We start from the raw sequence: 17,813 nt of genomic DNA, 5'->3' as shown, positions 1-17,813 counted from the left end.
AATGCCATCGAGAATGTCGACCTCTGCCGGCGGTGGCCGGAAGCCCCTCTAAAAAACTGCGAACACAGATACTGAAAATCAGGCGCTTAACGCAGGGGAAGGCGAATGGTTCCGAGGGTAAGTCAGCTTTTTTGAAAGCGGCGGTGGTGTGAAACTTCGGCACCCGCATCGGCTGAAAGCTGCAGGAAGCGCAGGCAGGACAAAAAGCCGATCATGCCAACCACGAAGAACGCCCAGCGGAAATCACCGAGAACAGGGTTCGCAGCACCGCGAAACCCTGTGGAAATGTTGAGCACGGCAGCCGCGACGGCAACGCCGAGCAGCATGGACATCTGCTGCAGCATGCTCGACAGCGTCGAAGCCGAACTTCTCTGCGATGGACCAATATCGGCAAAAGACAGCGTGTTGAGGGCCGTAAACTCCATCGACCGGGAAAGCCCGGCAATGAATAGCAGCGCCGAGATGACGACCTCGGGGGTATCAGGTGTCAGAAAGCCGCAGGCGACGATCGAGCCGGCTGCGATGACACCATTGAAGAAGAGCACGTTGCGGAAGCCGAAAAGCCGCAAGAGCGGCGTCGTCACCGTCTTCATGCTGAGATTGCCGAGGAAATAGACCAGGAGATAGGTGCCGGCGGCAATCGAGCTCAGGCCAAAACCCAGCTGGAAGAGCAGCGGCAACAGGAAGGGCGTCGCATTGATCGCCGTGCGGCAGGCCGTACCCGCCGATAGCGTCGTCATCGAGAAAGTCCGCACCCTGAAGGCGGCGAGATCGAGCAGCGGATTGTCGACCCGCCGGAAGTGCCGCATCGCCATGACGGAAAACGCGATACCGGCACCAAGCAGCACGACGAGCGGCAGAAAACCGCCCTGCCATTTGACTGATAGTTCGAGCCCGGCAAGCAGCAGCGTCAGCCCGGCCGCACTCAGGAAAAAGCCCTTGATATCGAGCGGCCCGACGCTCTCTTCGCGCTGCTCCGGCACGAAGCGCAGCACCAGCGCGATGCCGATCATGCCGATCGGGATGTTGATCAGGAAATTCCAGTGCCAGCTGGCATAGGTGGTGATGAAGCTGCCGAGCACGGGGCCGACGACGGGAGCTGTCAGCGCCGGCCAGGTGATCAGCGCGATCGCCTGCACCAGCTCGGACTTTCGGGCGTTTTTGAGCACGATGATGCGCCCGACCGGCGTCATCAGCGCACTGCCCACGCCCTGCACCGCACGCGCAATGATGAATTCGGTGAGGCTTCCCGACAGGCCGCAGAACAGGGATGCCACAGTGAAGACGGCAATGGACGTGAGGAAGACACGTCGCGCCCCAAACCGGTCGCCGAGCCAGCCCGAAAGCGGAATGAAGGCCGCCGTCGTGAGCATATAGACGGTGATGCCGATGCTCATGGCGACCGGCTGCACGCCGAAGCTCATCGCCATCTGGGGCAGCGAAGTGGTGACGATCGTGCCGTCGAGGATCTGCATGAAGAAGGAAACGGCAACGACGAGCGCTACGATCTTCGCCTGGCGGACGCTTGCCGCCTCATCTATGTTCTCACTCGTCTGAACTGCAGTCATCGATCTGCCAAATGCGAATTCCAGATTGCGCGGGAAAAGGCGGGAGAACCGACAGGGCAAGCCGCGCGGAGGGATATACAGCCTGCATACGCCCCTTATGCCGGATCGGAAAGGTTAAAAGCCGCCGGGTCCGGAACTTTTGTCAGCATGCTCGGCAACAATCCGAGATCAGCGGCCAACAACCACCTCGATCGGCTTCGCGGTGACGCTTGCCGCCGAAAGCTTGCCGAGTTCAGACCTGCGGCTGGCGGTATCGAGTTCGGAGAAGTCGTCGGGCAATTCGGACGTGACCTCACCCTGCACCACGCAGTCGATCAGGAACATCGGCCGGCGCTTATGTTCCTGCACGAGGCGGCCCACATATTCGCCGAGCGTACCGAGCGCAATCAGCTGGATGGCGCTCAAGGCCGATACGGCAGCCATGATGCTCGACCAGCCGGTAATGACATTGCCCTCGAACCATTGCACGAGCGTATAGATCAAAAGCCCCACTGCAAAGACGGCCGAGATAAGGCCCATCCACGCGCTGACGCGCAGCGGAATGATCGAGAAGCTGGTGATCGCATCGATCGCGAAGCGGATCATCTTCTTCAGCGGATATTTCGTCGAGCCGGCATAGCGGGCATCGCGCGTATATTGCAGCGCCACCTGCTTTCCCCCGATCCAGCTCACCATACCGCGGATGAAACGGTGCCGCTCCGGCATGTTGAGCAGGATATGGACGATGCGCGCCTTCATCAGCCGGAAATCGCCGGTATCCTGCGGGATCGAGATGGAGGTAAGCCGAGTCAGCAGCCGGTAGAAGACGGAGGCGGTGATGAGCTTGAATTTCGTCTCGCCCTTCCGCTCGCTGCGCTGCCCGTAAACGACATCGGCGCCCTGATCCATGATCGCCATCATCTCGGCCAGCAGTTCCGGCGGATCCTGCAGATCGGCATCGATGAGCAGGACGCGCTCGCCGCGCGCCACCGCAAGGCCGGAGGTCGCGGCGAGTTGGTGGCCGTGATTGCGCAGAAGCTTGACGCCGAGCACCTGCGGAATGTCTGCCGCAAGCCCCGATATGACGCCCCACGTCCCGTCGCTGGAGCCGTCGTCGACGAGGATGATCTCGAAGGATTGGCCGGCAGCCGCCTCCGCCGCCGCCTTCGCCCGCCGGCAGAATTCGCCCAAACCTTCGGCTTCGTTGTAACAGGGCGCGACGATGGAAAGCTTCGTCTTCACGTCAGCACCATCAACGGATTTGCCCATTTCCACCAAATCTCCTTGCTCCCCGCAGGGCAGCATGATCAATCGCCTGAAGGCATACAAGACAGAGCACCCCTGCCCCGATGATCGGAACACGTGCCTCCAGCGATGGTTTGGTATCACGCGTCTGCTTTGCATATTCTAAAGACGAGGCCGCAAAGTGGATTGCGGAGCATGAGTACAGGCATGCGTCATGCAGAATGCAGCACCCGATCTCGGCCATCGGCCTGATCCTGCGCCTCCTGGACAAAGAAAAACATCTGCACCGGGACCTGCCCGGTTACGAAGATTACTGCCGCAAGGTGCGCTACCGGCTGTTTCCCGGCCTCTGGTGAAAATCCGTCTGAGACTCAGGGTTCGTACCGGCTGACCTCCAGCCCCGATCCGATCGGCAGCAGCACGCTGGTAATCCCCGGCTTGGCGCGAATGGCCCGGGCATAGAGCTTCACGTCTTCGGTCACAGGATAAATCATGTTGTCGGCAATGATGATCGCGCCCGCATTGAGCTTCGGATAGAAGGCTTCGAGGCACGGCACGTAGAGATCCTTCCAGAGATCGACGAGCACGAAATCCACTTTGCTCCGCAATTCGCGGATCATCGCAATCGCATCGCCCACCCGGAAATCGATATGTTCGGCAAGGCCGGCCCTCTCGGCCATCGTCTGCGCATGGGCGGACTTATAGCCATGCACTTCCATGGTGATCAGTCGCCCGCCGGTCGCACGTGCAGCTTCGGCGAGCCAGATGCCGGAATAGCCGAAGGAGGTGCCGAGCTCGAGAATGGTCGGCGCAGTCAGGCTTCGGACGAGAATGTTGAGGAACCGCCCCGTCTCCGGGCCGACCGCCCGCATCCGCTGATCCTGCCCGCCATCGCGTCCGCCCGGCGCCTCCTGGCGTAGTGTTCCGCGCTCCTCGTCGATCCGCTGGTGATAGGCACCGAGCACGTTGAGCACCTTCTCATCCAGCCGATGTTCGCCGAGATTGTTCTGTTTGTCATCGCTCATTGCCATTCCTCCAGGGATAGGCTTGCGACGGTAGATGCCGCAGCAAGGACTTCGCTCCAGCGAGTTAAATACCGGGGGCGTCTTCGGGCAAGGGCAGAATATCTGGAAAGCGGAAAGCGCCGATTCCCGCAAACGGAGGCGGCGGATTCAGAAAAGCAGAAAAAGCCAATAAGCCTTTGATATCAAAGGCCTTATTTCTGGATTCCGCTTTCCTTGAAGGAGAATTTGGTGGGTGATGTAGGGCTCGAACCTACGACCCGCTGATTAAGAGTCAGCTGCTCTACCAACTGAGCTAATCACCCGTCCGCGCTTGGCTGCGCGGTGTGACGGGGCATATAAATAGGATCGTCCGGCTTGTCTAGCGCCCTGTCGAAAATTCTTTGGTTAATTGCAAAGTTTTTTTGTCAGGGGCCGGAAATCCAATGAAATCAAAGGTCGAGCGTGCCGGTTGCAATCCGCACCGCCTGACCGCCGATCCGGGCATTCGAAATCGCCCCGCCTTCGATATCCATATGCAGGTGGATGAAGGACGGACGGCCCATTTCCACGCCCTGTTCGATGAGAACAGGATGATGTCCGTCCGTCAGCCGGTCGAAATGGTTGATCGCGCCCGAAAGAGCGGCGGCTGCCGAGCCTGTGGCCGGGTCTTCGGAAACGCCCATACCGCTTCCAAACATGCGGGCATGGAACTTGGCGACATGGTTCACGCCGCCGCGGCAGTAGATATAGGCCGAGGCGAGCGCACCATCGACGAAGGGCACCGTCTTTTCCCAGAGCTGCGGGTCGAATTCCAGGCGCTCCGCCGCGCCGACGTCGTGGACCGGCACCATCAGGAAGGGAACGCCGGCACTCCAGATCGACGGCACGTGATTCTCGAAACCGATCTCGGTGGTTTTCAGCGAAAACGCGTCTGCAATGCCGAGCTTGTCGAGCGGCAATGGTATCTGTTGGGATTTCCGCGGCAGGTCGAATTCGGCAAAGCTCGCTTCGCCGTCGCGGAGCCGGACAGCACAGCGCACCGGGCCGACATTTTCTTCGAGCACCGAAACCAGATCGAGGGTGGCAGCCCCATGCGCCCGCTCAGCCAGCGCGATCGCCGTACCAACGGTCGGATGGCCGGCAAAGGGCAATTCGCGGCCGGGCGTGAAAATGCGGATGCGTGCCGTATAGGTGGGATTATCCGCCGGCTGCACGAAAACCGTCTCGGAGAGATTGGTTTCCCGGGCAATTGCCTGCATCGCCTCGTCCCCGAGGCCTTGTCCATCGAAGATCACGGCCAGCGGATTGCCGGCAAGTTTGGTGTCGGTGAACACGTCATAGACGCTGTAGCTTAACGCCACATCGGCCTCCCTGGATGGTCATCGAAGCGCCAACCTGCCCGACCACACGCCTGAGTGCAAGATTACCTGTTGAAATACCAGTCGATGATCGGAAGCATGGCGACGTTATACGGCTGCGCGGCCGGGTCGGCAGAGCGGATTGCGACTGCGCCCGATATTTCCTTGTCTTCGGCAACCAACATATGCGCGCTGATCGAATCGACCATCTCATCGGCCGTCATGTCGAAGCGGAAGAGCTTGAACAGCGAGACGGAACCGCGCACATGGCCCGCATGGAGCCTCTCGCCCACGATGGCCTTGTCGAGATCCAGGCCCGTCTCCTCCATCACTTCGCGGCGCATATTGCTGTCGATATCGCAACGCCCGTCCACGACATCTTCCGGTTCCAGAGAGCCGGCGGCGAAATAGACCTGACCCGGATTGGCCGTATGCGCCCCCATGCGGATAGCGACCAGCGCCCCATCGGAGGATTCAAGCACCGGATAGGAAAAGAGATGAATGGCGCCCTTCCGGTCCGGCTGGCGCCGCCACCACATGAAGGCCGAGAAAGGCGCAATATAGGCCTCACCCGCTATTCCGGTTTCGGACAGTTTCAGCCGGTGCTGCAACACCAGCCGACCATCGAAGAGCGCCGGATTGGCAGCGATTTCCCGCTCCCAGTTCTCGCGTATTGCCGGCCTGTTGGCGACGACCAGCGGATGATCACCCTCGAGTACGCGCAGATCGGCGCCGGCAATGGGAAAGACCGTGCGTTCCGGCGGAAAGGCGGAAAGGTCTTCTGAAAAAGTCTCTGAAAAGCGAAGTGTCATAAGAGATCCAATGTCATGACGACGGGGCAATGGTCGGATGCCTTCGGCCTGTCCCAGCCGGTGCGTGGGTAACGCTCCACCTGCTGCCCCGGCGGGAAGATGGTGCGGTAAGGCTGTCCGTGGCGGATGATTTCCGGGATGCGCTTCGCATTGGCCGCGGCAAGCGCCGGCGACAGCCAGAGATAGTCGAGCTGGCAGAGCCACTGCTCCTCCGGCCCGCGCGAATGATAGAGCGTCCAGCGGTCGAGCGGCTCGCGGCGGCGCACGACATTTTCGGCAAATCCGTCCTGGCTGAAGACATCGAGCGCACTTTCGGCCTCGTCCTGATGTTCGAACCGGTAGCCGGTGCCGCGCCGTCCGATGACATCGACCCGCTCCTGATAATCGTTCATGTCGCCGCAGATGACGAAGTTTTTTTTCGCAGTATGGCCGGCGCCGAACCTGTCCTCGATGATGCGGCGAACTGCGCACGCTTCCGCCCGGCGGATCGGCAGGGTCGATTGCCGCCCGTCCAGCCCTTCGCGCGGATTGCCCATCGATTTGAAATGCACGACATAGAGCGTCATCGGCACACCGCCGATCCTCAAATCCAGCTCCAGGCAGTCGCGCTTGAAGATCTTATCGTCGAGCCGATTGGTCTTGGCTATCTCCTCGTCGAAGAGATCGAAATCGCGATAGGTCACCATCGCGTGGCTCTTGATATCCCTGAGCTCGATCTTCTGCCCGTCGCGCGTTTCCTCGCGCATCAGCACCGCCACGTCGATACCGCGGCTGTCATTGCCCTCGACCAGGTATTTCTGCCGGTAGCCATTGCCGACCATGCGGTAAAGATAGCCATATTCGAAGGCCTGCAGGGCGGCCATGTTGTCGATTTCCTGCAGGCAGAGAATATCGGCATCCGCATCGGCAATCGCGAGCGCCGTCATTTGCCTGGTATCGTCGGTCGAGGCGATCACCCGCGCCTGCTCCAGCTGCTGGTAGACGCCTTCGTTGTTGACCTCGAAGAGTTTGATGACGCGGTCCTGCCGGAGTTGGTTGCGATAGCCCGTGAAATCGAAGCGGGTGAGCAGGTTTTCGACATTGAACGTGGCAAGGCGAAGCGACATCAGGCATTCCCGGTTGGATCGACGCCAATTACTAGAGCAATTCCAGCAAAAGTGTGCAGCGGTTTTGCGTCCGGAATCGCTTGAAAACAGTTAAAGTCGAATACGCGCTTCGAAAAGCCGTTTGTCCGTCAGAGCCGCCAGCCGGCGCGTATGACGACATGCACCGCCTCATTAGGGACGACAGCCACGCGGCTGTAGGCGCGCAACGCCTGGCCGTTGCCGAGCGTGAGCTTCACAGCATAGCGCTCGCCTTCGAAGAGCACTGATTCGACGGTGGCCGGAGCCCCCTCGCCGCCAATGATCACGTCTTCCGGCCGCACCAGAATATCGGCGCCATCGATATTGGCGGCATGCAGCGCGCCCTCCAGCTCGTCCCATTCGAGCTGGCGCTCACCGCCCATGACAGGCAGCGTGACGATCGCGCCGCGGCCGATCAGCCCGCCGACCATGCGCCCTTCCGGCCGCGCATAGATTTCAGCCGGCGGCGCCACCTGCAGCAGCCGGCCCTCGGACATGACGGCAACGTCGGTTGCCAGCGCCATCGCCTCGCTCTGATCATGCGTCACATAGATCATCGTTGCACCGGAGCGCTGGTGGAACTCGCGGAAGGTCTCCTCCATCTCCTGCTTCAGATGCCGGTCGAGATTGGCAAGCGGCTCGTCGAGCAGCACGACGTCGGGTGATGTCACCAGGCAGCGGGCCAGCGCCACGCGCTGCCGCTGGCCACCCGAGAGATCGGCCGGCCGCCGCTCGGCATAATCGACGAGACGAACGGTCGCGAGCGCCTCGCGCACTTTTGTCTTATAGGCTTCGCCGGAGATGCCGCGCACCTTGAGCGGATAACCAACGTTGTCGGCGACACTCATATGCGGCCAGAGCGCATAGGACTGGAACACCATCGCCATGTTGCGCTTTTCCGGCGGCAGCGATTGCGAGGCATCGGCGAGCAGCCGTTCGCCAAGATGGATGGAACCATCGCTCGGCGTCTCGAAACCGGCAATCATGCGCAACACCGTGGTCTTGCCGCAGCCGGATGGGCCAAGCAGCGCGAGAAAGCCGCCCTCGCGCACATCGAGCGAAAAACCGCTGACGGCTGCCCTGCCCGTGCCAAAATCCTTGGCCACCTGATTGAGGATCAGCTTCGCCACGGCACCACTCCCTTGGGCAGATGTTTCGCCAGAAGCTCCAGAAGCAGCATCATGGCGACGACCATGAAGACGACGAGCACGGATAGCGCCGAGGCAAGATCGGAACTGCCGCTATCATCGAGATTGTAGATGGCGACACCGAGCGTCTGCGTGCCCGCCGACCAGAGCAGCGCCGAGATCGTCAGCTCGTTGCAGGCAATCAGGAAGACGAGGATGACGGATGCGCCGGCCGCCGGAGCAATCAGCGGCACGATGATATCCTTGAGCCGCCGGAAGAAGCCCGCGCCGGAAAGCCTTGCCGCCTCCTCCAGCGCAGGATCGAGCTGATGAAAGGCGCTGACCACAGGCTTGAGGCTGACGGCGAAGAAGGAGGAGAAATAGGCAATCAGGATGATCCACACCGTGCCGTAGAGCGTGACGTTCAACAGCGGGATGGGTGCTGCAAAGACCAGAATGAAACACACCGCCATAACGATGCCCGGCAGCGAATAGGGAATTTCAACAAGGCTGGAGACAATGCGGGACAGCGTATCCTTCCGCCGCGTTAGCGCATAGGCCGCCAGCACCGTCACGAAAAGCAGGCCGACCGCCGCCCCGCTCGCGAGCGACAGCGAATTGATAAAGGCCGTACGTGTCACCGCCTGCCGGAAGAGAATTTCCTCGAAGGCGTGGAACGTCATGGTCTTGAAGGTGAGCGGTACGCCATAGGCCGGCACCAGTGCGCCGGCGACGAGCGCGAAGAAGGGTGCGGCCAGCATGAAGAACAGGATGATCCAGAGCAGCGGCGTGAAGATGAGCTTCCACCCTCCGAGCTCGAAGGCAGCGGTCGCGCCCGAAAGGCCGATGACGCGATAATCGCGCCCGCGCAGCGCCCGGTCCTGAATGGCAAGACCCGCGAGCGAGATCAGCGCGATGATGGCGGACAGCAACGCCACGTCGCCGAAGGTACGGCCGGTAAAGGCGGTGAACTTGGAAAAGATCAGCGTCGGCAGCGTGAAGATCGAGGCCGGAATGCCGAGAATGGCCGGAATGCCGAAATTGCCGGTGCAGGAAACAAAGGAAATCGCCGCCCCCGCAATCACGCCCGGCAGCGACAACGGCAGGATGATATCGCGAAAGACCCTGAGGCTAGACGCACCGGACAGACGTGCCGCCTCCACCCCATCGCGCGGCAGGGTCATCAGCCCTGCCCTCAGCGCCAGATAGACGAGCGGCGCATGCTGCACGCCATAGAGCAGCGCAATGCCGCCGACCGAATAGAGCGGCTGCGGCGAGCCCATCGGCGGCGCGATATGCAGCGCCTTCAGAAGTGGGCTCGACGGCCCTGACATCTGCACCCAGGCAAGCGCGGTCACCTGCGGCGGGATCATCATCGGCAGCACGAAGAAGAAACTGAGCGGCCCCTTAGCAGGAATATCCGTCAGCGTCAGCAGATAGGCAAAAGCGCAGCCGATGACGAGCGAGATAACAGTGCCGAGGATCGCGGTGACGATAGTGTAATAGACCGCAGACCAGACCATGGGGTCGGAGAGAACCACCATGACGCCGCCATTGGCGAAAGCGGAAATGCCGACAACCGCGAGCCGCGCCAAGGGCAGCACGCTAAGGAGGAGAACCACTGAAACGATAAAAGGAAACAGCCAGACGGGCTGGCTGCTCCCTGCACGTACATAACCCTGCATGGGTCTATTATTTCGAACCGAAGAGATCCGTAAAGGTCTTCAGATCCTTGTCGGTATTCTTCAGCGCCTCGGCCGCTTTGACCGGCAGAACCTTGATCGTGTCGCGTGGCGGGAAGCCGTCAGGCAGCTTCATGCCGTTGCGAGCCGGGATGTAGCCGAGTTTCAGGAAGCCTTCCTGGCCCTTTTCAGAGAGAATGTAGTCGACGAACTTCTTGGCGGCATCGGCATTCTTGGTGCTGGCGAGAATGCCGACCGGCTCGGTGACAGCCGAAACGCCTTCGCTCGGGAAAACGAACTCGACCGGCGCACCTTTGGCCTTTTCGCGGATTGGCAGGTAATCGACGACCATGCCGTAAGCCTTTTCGCCCGAGGCGACGGACTTAAGGACGACGCCGTTGCCGCCGGAAGCGACCGCAGCATTGTCGGCGAGCGACTTGTAGAAATCCCAGCCGAGGCCCGGAACTGCAGCGAGCGTCTGGGCATGGATAAGGGCTGCACCCGAAGCAAGCGGGCTCGGCATCGTCACGAGGCCCTTGGCTTCCGGCTTGGCGAGGTCTTTCCAGCTCGTCGGCTTCATGGCAGCGGACGTATTGTACATGATGCCGGTCGTGATCAGCTTCGTGGAATAGTAGTAGCCGTCGGCGTCATAGAGAGCGGCGTCGTACTGGGCAGCTTCCGGCGACTTGTAGGCAAGCAGCTTGCCCTCTTCCTTCAGGCGTTCAAGGGTGACGACGTCGGCGATCAGCAGAACGTCGGCAACCGGGTTGCCGGCCTGAATTTCAGCCTGCAGCTTCGCCATGATTTTCGGCGTGCCGTCGCGCACCCAGTCGACCTTGATATCGGTATTAGCGGCCATGAAGCCGTCGACGGTCGCCTGCGCATCTTCGTTCGGCTGGCTGGTGTAGAGAACGAGGTTGGCGGCCGAAGCCGGGATGGCGAAAAGGCTCGCGGCGAGAAGCGCTGCGGCGGAAACTAGAGTTTTCATGGAAGGAATCCTCGGATGATGATGCCCCTCCTTATTGGGGGTGTTTTACAGCGGTGTGACAGGAGGCTGCAGCTCGGCTTCAGCCGGCGAAGCCGACGTCCTCACCCGTTTTTCGATGAGAGACCTGCTGCCTCTGTCGATATGACAGCAAAATAATCTAAACTTAAGATTGCACAATATAGAGCTCTACAGAACCAAGCCATTTCAACACCTGGAGTCTGCATGAAGATCCGAATTGTAACCCTGCTTGCCTGTGCAATTCTCGCCGCATGTCAGACGACAGCCGGCAAATCGTCCAAAGATTTGAAGGATTATCCTGAGGCTTTAGCCTACAAGGACTGCCTCTGGTCGCGCGCGGTGGCCTATGCTCCGCAGAACGGCTCGCCATTGGAATTGGGCTTGATCGCTGCCAACTCTTGCGGTTCCGCACGTCAGGCCCTGCTCGACGCCGTCAGCAAAAATGAAAGCCCCGGTTTCATTCGCGAATTGTCGCGCAGGATGGAGCACAGCGAACCGCTCGTTGCGGCGGATATGATCATCGCTGTGAGGACAAGGAAATAGCGCTTGTTACAGGCAACAGGCCTCGTGCTCGCATGGAAACCCGTTAGCTAATACCCTCGCACAGGCGTCGGCAAAGGCGTAAATTCACGCAGGCGTGAACAGCATCGAGCTTGCCTCGGCAGTCCGTTGCGGTACGTCAATCAGGCCATTTTCAAGAGGAGGAATTTCAATGGAATATCGTTTGCTCGGCCGTTCCGGCCTTAAAGTTTCCACCGTGACCGTGGGCACGATGACCTTCGGCGGCGTCGGCTGGGCCAAGACCGTTGGCGATCTCGGTGTGCAGGAGGCCCGCCGCATGGTCGATATCTGCCTCGATGCCGGCGTCAACCTGATCGATACGGCAAATGTCTATTCGGCAGGCGAATCCGAGCGCATCATCGGCGAAGTTCTCGGCGGCAAGCGGCCGAACGGCGTTCTGCTCGCCACCAAGGCCCGCTTCGGCATGGGCGACGGTCCGAACGATCGCGGCCTGTCGCGCTACCACCTTGTCCGCGAATGTGAGGCGAGCCTCAAGCGCATGAAGACCGACGTCATCGACCTCTATCAGGTCCATGAATGGGATGGTGAAACGCCGCTCGAAGAGACGATGGAAGCGCTTGATACGCTGATCAAGCAGGGCAAGGTGCGCTATGTCGGCTGCTCGAACTATTCCGGCTGGCACATCATGAAGGCGCTCGGCGTCGCTAACGAACACAAGTACCAGCGCTTCGTCAGCCAGCAGATCCACTATACGCTGGAAGCCCGTGACGCCGAATATGAGCTGCTGCCGATCTCGATCGATCAGGGCCTCGGCGTGCTCGTCTGGAGCCCGCTCGCCGGCGGCCTGCTCTCGGGCAAGCACCGCCGCAATGCGGCTGCTCCCGAAGGCACCCGCCAGTTCGCCGGCTGGACCGAACCGCCGATCCGCGACGAAAACCGCCTCTGGAATATCGTCGAGACGCTGGTGGCGATTGGTCAGGAACGCGGCGTTTCCGCAGCCCAGGTCGCACTCGCCTGGCTGATCGGCCGCAAGGCGGTTACCTCTGTCATCATCGGCGGTCGCACCGAAGCCCAGTTCAAGGACAATCTCGCAGCCGCCGAGCTGAAGCTCTCGGACGACGAGCGTAAGCGCCTCGACGATGTCAGCGTGCCGCCGGTCATCTACCCTTACTGGCACCAGCTCAACACCGCGAACGAGCGTCTGAGCGAAGCCGACATGGAACTTTTCGGACCGCATGTAAAGAAGTAAACTCTCCAAAGCGTTGCATGGCGGAAAATCAGCGTCACAAAAGATGCATTTCCGCTATGCTATCGTGAACCCCTGCCCCACGACGAGGTTCACCATGCTCCGGAATTACAAGGTGCTGAAGGGGACGGCTTCGGCGCTCGCCCTTGACGACGACAAGGACCCCCATATCGAAATCCGCATCGAGGCCGGTGGCGTCAGCTATCGCATTGCCATGAACGTGCGCTCGAAGGAATCACCACATGACTTGCTCTACGCCAATGTCATGGACTTCCAGCACGCCGAGCTGACGGCCGAACTCGCAGCTCTGCCGATGGGCCTGACCGATATCAGAGGCGACCGAAAGGACCTTGCGATCGACTATGTCCGCGGCGGCATGATCGAGCGCGAGGACATGGATGTTGCGCCCTTCCAGCTCGATGGACCGAAGAACGACCTGCGCGATTTCATTGAACCGATCGTGCAGGAAGGCATCGCCGACAAGTCGATCCACTTCTATGCCTTTGGCGAAGCCTGGGGACCGGAGAAGAACAAGCCGGACGAATATTTCGGTTTCGAGCCGGGCAACGGCATCCACGATATCCATATGAACCAGGGTGACAGCGGCAGTTTCAGCGCGACCAGCGGCCCCAATCAGGACGGCGCGCTGCTGATCCACTTTTCGGACGAAGACCATTGGGCAGCGATCTTCCTCGGCTTCCAATCGCAGAACTGGAACACCGACGCCATCTCCGGCCGTCCCGTCGGCGACAACAGGGGCGGTCAAGGCCGCGGCGAAGGCACCCGCCGTCCGCAACCGATCGTCGCCTCGTCACTGCGCATCGTCGCTGCCATGATCAATCCGGTGAACCATCCTGACGGCACCGAAGATGAGACGGTGACGCTCGTCAACCGCTCGGACGTTACGACATCGATCGAAGGCTGGTCGCTGGAAGATAGCGAAGGCCGCCGGCAGAAGCTCTCGGGCTCGTTGGCTGCAGGCGAATTCCGCACCATAAAACTCGACCCGGAAAATGGCGGCCCGCAGCTCGCCAACAAGGGCGGCGATATCATCCTCATCAATGCCGATGGAGCGGTCGCCGACCGTGTCGGCTACGGCAAGAGCGAAACCGCAAACGAAGGCTGGACGACGATCTTCTGATCGCCGCCCAAGTGTCTCAACAAATATCAGCCGATCTCGCTGGCAATCAGCTTACCGAGACGGCTGATGCCCTCTTCGATCATCTTTTCGTTGGCACAAGAGAAGCTGACGCGGAACGTGTTGGCGCCCGAACCATCGGCAAAGAAGGCCTTGCCCGGAACGAAGGCGACCTTGGCGCTTTCGAGAGACTTGGCAAGCAGCTCGGCACCATCCATGCCCTTGGGCAGCGTGACCCAGATGAACATGCCGCCTTCCGGCTTCGTCCAGCTCGTGCCTGCAGGCATATACTTTTCAAGGGCGGCCAGCATGCAGTTGCGGCGATGGCTGTAAGCGGCCCTGATCTTGGCGACCTGCGCATCGAAACCGCGCTCGGCAACCTCCGAAATCGCCATCTGGTTGATGGTTGAGGAATGCAGGTCGGCCGCCTGCTTCATCAGCACCAGCTTGCGGATGACGGGTGCATTGGCAACGATGAAACCGACGCGAAGGCCGGGCGCCAGCGTCTTGGAAAAGCTGCCGCAATAGATCGTGCGCGTATTGTTGATATGGCCCTTCCGCGCAATCTCCAGCGCTAGGATCGGCGGGATCGGATCGCCATCGTAGCGCAGCGACTGGTAAGCGGCGTCTTCGATGACGGCGATGTCGAGCTCTTCGGCAAGATCGAGAACTTTCTCGCGGCCCTCGCGATCGACGGTCTCGCCGGTCGGGTTGGAGAAATCGGCCGAGAGATAGGCGAACTTCACCTTGCCACCCTTCTGGCTAGCGGCTTCGCGGTAAGAATCCGGCGTGCGGTTGCCACCGGGCGTCAGCTGGTCATAGGAGGGCTCATAGGCGTTGAAGGCCTGCAGCGCGCCGAGGTAGGTCGGCCAGGTCACCAGCGCCGTATCGTTGGGTGAGAGAAACAGCTTGCCGAGATAATCGAGGCCCTGCTGCGAACCCGAGACGATGAAGACATTGTCGAGTTCGCAGGGAATGCCGAGGTCCGCCATCTGCTTGACGAGCCACTCGCGCAGCGGCTTGTAGCCTTCGGAAACGGAATATTGCAGCGCTGAATTGACGGCTGCGCTGTCAAAAATATCCGCATAGGCCTGCTTGAACTCCTTGTCCGGAAACAGCCCCGGGTCCGGAATGCCGCCGGCAAAGGAGATGATATCCGGCCGGTCGAGAAGTTTCAGAAGCTCGCGGATTTCCGAAGCGCGCATCCTCGTGGAGCGCGTCGCAAACATATTGTCCCAGTTCAGCATGGGGTTTCCTCATATTTTTATAATATCAGCAGCTCACCATGCAGTTGAATTTATGTCAATAATACTGACCTATTTTCTTGTCACTGTGACAAATTTGGAGGCCTGCATCTGCAAGTCCTGGCTCTGTTCGGGCCGACATAAAAGATTTTACGCATCCAAGCGGAATGGCCGACCTCGTTCCGCCAACATTCGCCACTTCGAGCGATTATTCCTCTGATCAAAAAGCCGAAACCTGCCGATTCAGACCTTTCCAAAACCGGCCCGGCGGCAGTAGTGTGCCGGCCATTATTCAATGGACTATCAAGGTGCCAGCATGACCGCGACGTCGACCTCTCCTGAAATCACAATCGAATTCCACAAGTCTCCCGTCTCCGACGCCGACCGCATCAAGGCACTGGAAACACCCGGCTTCGGCAAGATCTTCACCGATCATATGGTCCTGGCACGCTGGACCGCCGACAAGGGCTGGCACGATGCAAAGGTGACGCCGCGCCGCCCGCTGGAACTCGATCCTGCAAGTGCCGTCCTGCACTACGCCCAGGAAATCTTCGAAGGCATGAAAGCCTACAAGGCGGACGATGGCCGCATCCTGCTCTTCCGGCCCGAAGAGAACGCCCGCCGTTTCGCGCAGTCGGCCGCCCGCATGGCGATGCCTGCCGTGCCGGAAGAACTCTTCCTGAAAGCGGTCGAGGAACTCGTCCGCGTTGACAAGAACTGGATCCCCTCGGGCGACGCCAGCCTTTACCTTCGCCCTTTCATGTTCGCCAACGAAGCCTTCCTCGGCGTTCGCCCGGCCCAGGAATATATCTTCTGCATCATCGCCTCCCCGGTCGGTGCCTATTTCAAGGGTGGCGCCAAGGCAGTCTCGCTCTGGGTCGAGACCACCTATACCCGCGCAGCCGCCGGCGGCACGGGTGCGGCAAAATGCGGTGGCAATTATGCAGCCAGCCTCGTGGCGCAGGCCGAAGCCGCGAAGAAGGAATGCGATCAGGTCGTCTTCCTTGACGCCGCAGAGCATCGCTGGGTCGAAGAACTCGGCGGCATGAACGTCTTCTTCGTCATGAATGACGGAACGATCGTCACTCCGCCGCTCGGCGGCACGATCCTGCCCGGCATCACCCGCGCCTCCGTTATCGTGCTCGCCAAGGAAAAGGGCCTGCGCGTCGAGGAACGACCCTACTCCTTCGAGGAATGGCAGAAAGACGCCGCCAGCGGCAAGCTCGTCGAAGCCTTCGCCTGCGGCACTGCCGCGGTGCTGGCCGGCATCGGCCTGGTTCGCCACGCCGATGGCGAGTTCAAGGTCGGAGACGGCCAGACCGGCAAGCTGACCACGGAACTGCGCCAGCAGCTCGTCAGCCTGCAGAAGGGTGTCACCAACGACGAGCGCGGCTGGACGCGCCGCGTTCTGTAATTTGAATTTCGGATACCCGGCCGACGCTTCCGCCGGATAGATATACTGCGACGAGATCGAAACCGGGCGCATCGCCCGGTTTTTTCATGCCCGACCAGCCACTTGACACCAAAAACGGTTCGCCATTGACCCAAGCCAGTTAAATTCTTACGATCTATCGATCGATAGAGGAAAAGCAAGAATGGCAACCGCAACCCTCTCAGCAAAATTTCAGATATCCATTCCGAAGGAAGTGCGCGAACAGCAACATTGGTCCGCCGGCCAGGAGTTCGTCTTTATCCCCAAGGGCAAAGGCGTCCTTCTCATCCCCGTTCCTGAACTGGCAGATCTCCGGGGCATGGCCAAAGGCGCCGACCCCAGCAATTACCGCGACAGGAAAGACCGCCTCTGATGCGTGTCGTCGACAGCTCGGCCTGGATCGAATGGCTGACCCAGGGGCCTGCCGCAGATCGCCTGCAAGGCGAGATGCCTGGGCGAACCGAATGCATCGTCCCGACCATCGTCCAGCTCGAACTCGCCAAATGGCTGGAGCGCGAACGCGGTGAAGAGGCTGTCGATTCCTTCTTCGCCTATACCGCCACCTGCATCGTCGCGCCGCTCGACACGGCGCTCGCCCGACGCGCCGCCGAAGTTTCGGCGAAACGCAAACTCGCCCTTGCCGACGCCATCATCTATGCCACCGCCGAACTGCATGATGCCGACGTGCTGACGCTGGACGCCCATTTTACGGATCTCGACCGCGTGGTCTATCTTGAGAAGAACCCATGAGCAAAGCCTTCTACGACGACAATGCCGAGACCTACGCGAACCGCGGCCGGAAGCTCCCCACGGCAAGACTGGACGCTTTCCTCTCCGCTCTTTCCGAAAAGGCACGCATTCTCGAACTCGGCTGCGGTGGCGGGCAGGACTGCGCCTACATGCTCGCAAGAGGCTTCGACGTGTTGCCCACAGATGGCTCAGCAGAGCTTGCCCGACAGGCCGAGAAACTGATCGGCAGCCCGGTGAAGGTCATGCGCTTCGAGGAGCTTGCTGCCCGCGAGGAATTCGACGGCGTCTGGGCCGAGGCGAGCCTTCTGCATGTGCCCCGTGCCGATCTCCCCAGCATCCTTACCCTTATCCGCAACGCCTTGAAGGAAAACGGCGTCTTCCATGCGAGCTTCAAGGCCGGCAGCGCCGAAGGCCATGATAGCTTCGGGCGCTACTACAATTACCCATCAAAGGAATGGCTTCGGGAATTGCTTATTGCCGGCGGCTGGAAAGACGTCGTGATCAACGAAGCGGATGGCGGCGGTTATGATAACAAGCCGACGAGCTGGCTGTATCTCAGCACTCGCAAGTGAAGAG

General features: G+C 60.4%; 18 protein-coding genes and 1 tRNA gene. 8 read left to right on the top strand and 11 right to left on the bottom strand.

Annotated features, from left to right (window positions below; all coding sequences use genetic code 11):
• Positions 1-122 precede the first annotated feature (122 nt).
• Together H4W29_RS17285 and H4W29_RS17280 are read right to left on the bottom strand one after the other, a co-directional pair.
• Positions 123-1,568 carry an MFS transporter gene (locus tag H4W29_RS17285; protein ID WP_192729998.1) on the bottom strand — a complete coding sequence of 482 codons (1,446 nt, stop codon included), beginning with the start codon at positions 1,566-1,568 and terminating at the stop codon, positions 123-125.
• Positions 1,569-1,736: 168 nt separating this feature from the next.
• Positions 1,737-2,816: a glycosyltransferase family 2 protein gene (locus H4W29_RS17280; RefSeq protein ID WP_192729997.1), complete on the bottom strand. Its 1,080-nt coding sequence runs from the start codon at positions 2,814-2,816 to the stop codon at positions 1,737-1,739.
• A gap of 197 nt (positions 2,817-3,013) precedes the next feature.
• Between H4W29_RS17280 and H4W29_RS34675 the strand changes: the two genes are divergently transcribed.
• The gene (locus tag H4W29_RS34675) at positions 3,014-3,148 is read left to right on the top strand and encodes a hypothetical protein (protein ID WP_281401358.1); all 135 of its coding nucleotides are present in this window, start codon (positions 3,014-3,016) and stop codon (positions 3,146-3,148) included.
• A 15-nt stretch (positions 3,149-3,163) separates the two neighbouring features.
• Here H4W29_RS34675 and H4W29_RS17270 read toward each other — a convergent pair whose 3' ends face one another.
• The 8 genes from H4W29_RS17270 to H4W29_RS17235 all read right to left on the bottom strand — a co-directional run bounded on the left by H4W29_RS17270 (position 3,164) and on the right by H4W29_RS17235 (position 10,887).
• Positions 3,164-3,817: an O-methyltransferase gene (locus H4W29_RS17270; RefSeq protein WP_192729996.1), complete on the bottom strand. Its 654-nt coding sequence runs from the start codon at positions 3,815-3,817 to the stop codon at positions 3,164-3,166.
• Between the two features lie 226 nt (positions 3,818-4,043).
• Positions 4,044-4,119, bottom strand: a tRNA-Lys gene (locus H4W29_RS17265).
• 126 nt (positions 4,120-4,245) lie between these two features.
• Complete coding sequence (locus H4W29_RS17260) at positions 4,246-5,157, bottom strand: PhzF family protein (protein WP_192729995.1); 912 nt, start codon at positions 5,155-5,157, stop codon at positions 4,246-4,248.
• 62 nt (positions 5,158-5,219) lie between these two features.
• Positions 5,220-5,966 carry an NUDIX hydrolase gene (locus H4W29_RS17255; RefSeq protein WP_192729994.1) on the bottom strand — a complete coding sequence of 249 codons (747 nt, stop codon included), beginning with the start codon at positions 5,964-5,966 and terminating at the stop codon, positions 5,220-5,222.
• Complete coding sequence (locus H4W29_RS17250) at positions 5,963-7,072, bottom strand: endonuclease/exonuclease/phosphatase family protein (RefSeq protein WP_192729993.1); 1,110 nt, start codon at positions 7,070-7,072, stop codon at positions 5,963-5,965. The genes H4W29_RS17255 and H4W29_RS17250 overlap by 4 nt, the downstream gene beginning before the upstream one ends.
• 128 nt (positions 7,073-7,200) lie before the next feature.
• Complete coding sequence (locus tag H4W29_RS17245; protein ID WP_192729992.1) at positions 7,201-8,220, bottom strand: ABC transporter ATP-binding protein; 1,020 nt, start codon at positions 8,218-8,220, stop codon at positions 7,201-7,203.
• The gene (locus H4W29_RS17240) at positions 8,208-9,902 is read right to left on the bottom strand and encodes an ABC transporter permease (protein ID WP_192729991.1); all 1,695 of its coding nucleotides are present in this window, start codon (positions 9,900-9,902) and stop codon (positions 8,208-8,210) included. Before H4W29_RS17240 ends, H4W29_RS17245 begins: the two co-directional genes overlap by 13 nt.
• Positions 9,903-9,909: 7 nt before the next feature.
• The gene (locus tag H4W29_RS17235; RefSeq protein WP_192729990.1) at positions 9,910-10,887 is read right to left on the bottom strand and encodes an ABC transporter substrate-binding protein; all 978 of its coding nucleotides are present in this window, start codon (positions 10,885-10,887) and stop codon (positions 9,910-9,912) included.
• 222 nt (positions 10,888-11,109) lie between these two features.
• Here H4W29_RS17235 and H4W29_RS17230 point away from each other — a divergent pair, with 222 nt between their 5' ends.
• The 3 genes from H4W29_RS17230 to H4W29_RS17220 all read left to right on the top strand — a co-directional run bounded on the left by H4W29_RS17230 (position 11,110) and on the right by H4W29_RS17220 (position 13,814).
• Positions 11,110-11,448 (top strand): hypothetical protein, encoded by a 339-nt coding sequence (locus H4W29_RS17230; RefSeq protein WP_192729989.1) that lies wholly within the window; start codon positions 11,110-11,112, stop codon positions 11,446-11,448.
• Between the two features lie 169 nt (positions 11,449-11,617).
• Complete coding sequence (locus tag H4W29_RS17225) at positions 11,618-12,676, top strand: aldo/keto reductase (RefSeq protein ID WP_192729988.1); 1,059 nt, start codon at positions 11,618-11,620, stop codon at positions 12,674-12,676.
• Positions 12,677-12,770: 94 nt separating this feature from the next.
• Positions 12,771-13,814, top strand: a complete 1,044-nt coding sequence (locus H4W29_RS17220) for a DUF2278 family protein (protein ID WP_192729987.1) — start codon at positions 12,771-12,773, stop codon at positions 13,812-13,814.
• Between the two features lie 26 nt (positions 13,815-13,840).
• Here the strand turns inward: H4W29_RS17220 and H4W29_RS17215 are convergent, their stop codons facing one another.
• Positions 13,841-15,058, bottom strand: coding sequence for an aminotransferase-like domain-containing protein (locus H4W29_RS17215; RefSeq protein ID WP_192729986.1), 1,218 nt, complete (start codon positions 15,056-15,058; stop codon positions 13,841-13,843).
• A gap of 313 nt (positions 15,059-15,371) precedes the next feature.
• Here H4W29_RS17215 and H4W29_RS17210 point away from each other — a divergent pair, with 313 nt between their 5' ends.
• The 4 genes from H4W29_RS17210 to H4W29_RS17195 all read left to right on the top strand — a co-directional run bounded on the left by H4W29_RS17210 (position 15,372) and on the right by H4W29_RS17195 (position 17,809).
• Positions 15,372-16,469, top strand: coding sequence for a branched-chain amino acid aminotransferase (locus tag H4W29_RS17210; RefSeq protein WP_192729985.1), 1,098 nt, complete (start codon positions 15,372-15,374; stop codon positions 16,467-16,469).
• 181 nt (positions 16,470-16,650) lie between these two features.
• Complete coding sequence (locus H4W29_RS17205; RefSeq protein WP_192729984.1) at positions 16,651-16,860, top strand: AbrB/MazE/SpoVT family DNA-binding domain-containing protein; 210 nt, start codon at positions 16,651-16,653, stop codon at positions 16,858-16,860.
• Complete coding sequence (locus H4W29_RS17200) at positions 16,860-17,237, top strand: type II toxin-antitoxin system VapC family toxin (protein WP_192729983.1); 378 nt, start codon at positions 16,860-16,862, stop codon at positions 17,235-17,237. Before H4W29_RS17205 ends, H4W29_RS17200 begins: the two co-directional genes overlap by 1 nt.
• Entirely contained in the window at positions 17,234-17,809 is a 576-nt protein-coding gene (locus H4W29_RS17195; RefSeq protein WP_192729982.1) for a class I SAM-dependent DNA methyltransferase, read from the top strand. The genes H4W29_RS17200 and H4W29_RS17195 overlap by 4 nt, the downstream gene beginning before the upstream one ends.
• Positions 17,810-17,813 lie beyond the last annotated feature (4 nt).

Origin of the sequence: Rhizobium viscosum (assembly GCF_014873945.1) — a bacterium.
Classification (GTDB): domain Bacteria; phylum Pseudomonadota; class Alphaproteobacteria; order Rhizobiales; family Rhizobiaceae; genus Rhizobium; species Rhizobium viscosum.
Note: the sequence above shows the minus strand (reverse complement) of the source record. Positions and strands in the feature narration are given on the sequence as shown.

Coding starts and splice junctions, on each gene's coding strand:
- H4W29_RS17285 (WP_192729998.1), bottom strand. CDS start 1,568: ATGACTGCAGTTCAGACGAGTGAGAACATAGATGAGGCGGCAAGCGTC.
- H4W29_RS17280 (WP_192729997.1), bottom strand. CDS start 2,816: ATGGGCAAATCCGTTGATGGTGCTGACGTGAAGACGAAGCTTTCCATC.
- H4W29_RS34675 (WP_281401358.1), top strand. CDS start 3,014: ATGCAGCACCCGATCTCGGCCATCGGCCTGATCCTGCGCCTCCTGGAC.
- H4W29_RS17270 (WP_192729996.1), bottom strand. CDS start 3,817: ATGAGCGATGACAAACAGAACAATCTCGGCGAACATCGGCTGGATGAG.
- H4W29_RS17255 (WP_192729994.1), bottom strand. CDS start 5,966: ATGACACTTCGCTTTTCAGAGACTTTTTCAGAAGACCTTTCCGCCTTT.
- H4W29_RS17250 (WP_192729993.1), bottom strand. CDS start 7,072: ATGTCGCTTCGCCTTGCCACGTTCAATGTCGAAAACCTGCTCACCCGC.
- H4W29_RS17240 (WP_192729991.1), bottom strand. CDS start 9,902: ATGCAGGGTTATGTACGTGCAGGGAGCAGCCAGCCCGTCTGGCTGTTT.
- H4W29_RS17235 (WP_192729990.1), bottom strand. CDS start 10,887: ATGAAAACTCTAGTTTCCGCCGCAGCGCTTCTCGCCGCGAGCCTTTTC.
- H4W29_RS17230 (WP_192729989.1), top strand. CDS start 11,110: ATGAAGATCCGAATTGTAACCCTGCTTGCCTGTGCAATTCTCGCCGCA.
- H4W29_RS17225 (WP_192729988.1), top strand. CDS start 11,618: ATGGAATATCGTTTGCTCGGCCGTTCCGGCCTTAAAGTTTCCACCGTG.
- H4W29_RS17220 (WP_192729987.1), top strand. CDS start 12,771: ATGCTCCGGAATTACAAGGTGCTGAAGGGGACGGCTTCGGCGCTCGCC.
- H4W29_RS17215 (WP_192729986.1), bottom strand. CDS start 15,058: ATGCTGAACTGGGACAATATGTTTGCGACGCGCTCCACGAGGATGCGC.
- H4W29_RS17210 (WP_192729985.1), top strand. CDS start 15,372: ATGACCGCGACGTCGACCTCTCCTGAAATCACAATCGAATTCCACAAG.
- H4W29_RS17205 (WP_192729984.1), top strand. CDS start 16,651: ATGGCAACCGCAACCCTCTCAGCAAAATTTCAGATATCCATTCCGAAG.
- H4W29_RS17200 (WP_192729983.1), top strand. CDS start 16,860: ATGCGTGTCGTCGACAGCTCGGCCTGGATCGAATGGCTGACCCAGGGG.
- H4W29_RS17195 (WP_192729982.1), top strand. CDS start 17,234: ATGAGCAAAGCCTTCTACGACGACAATGCCGAGACCTACGCGAACCGC.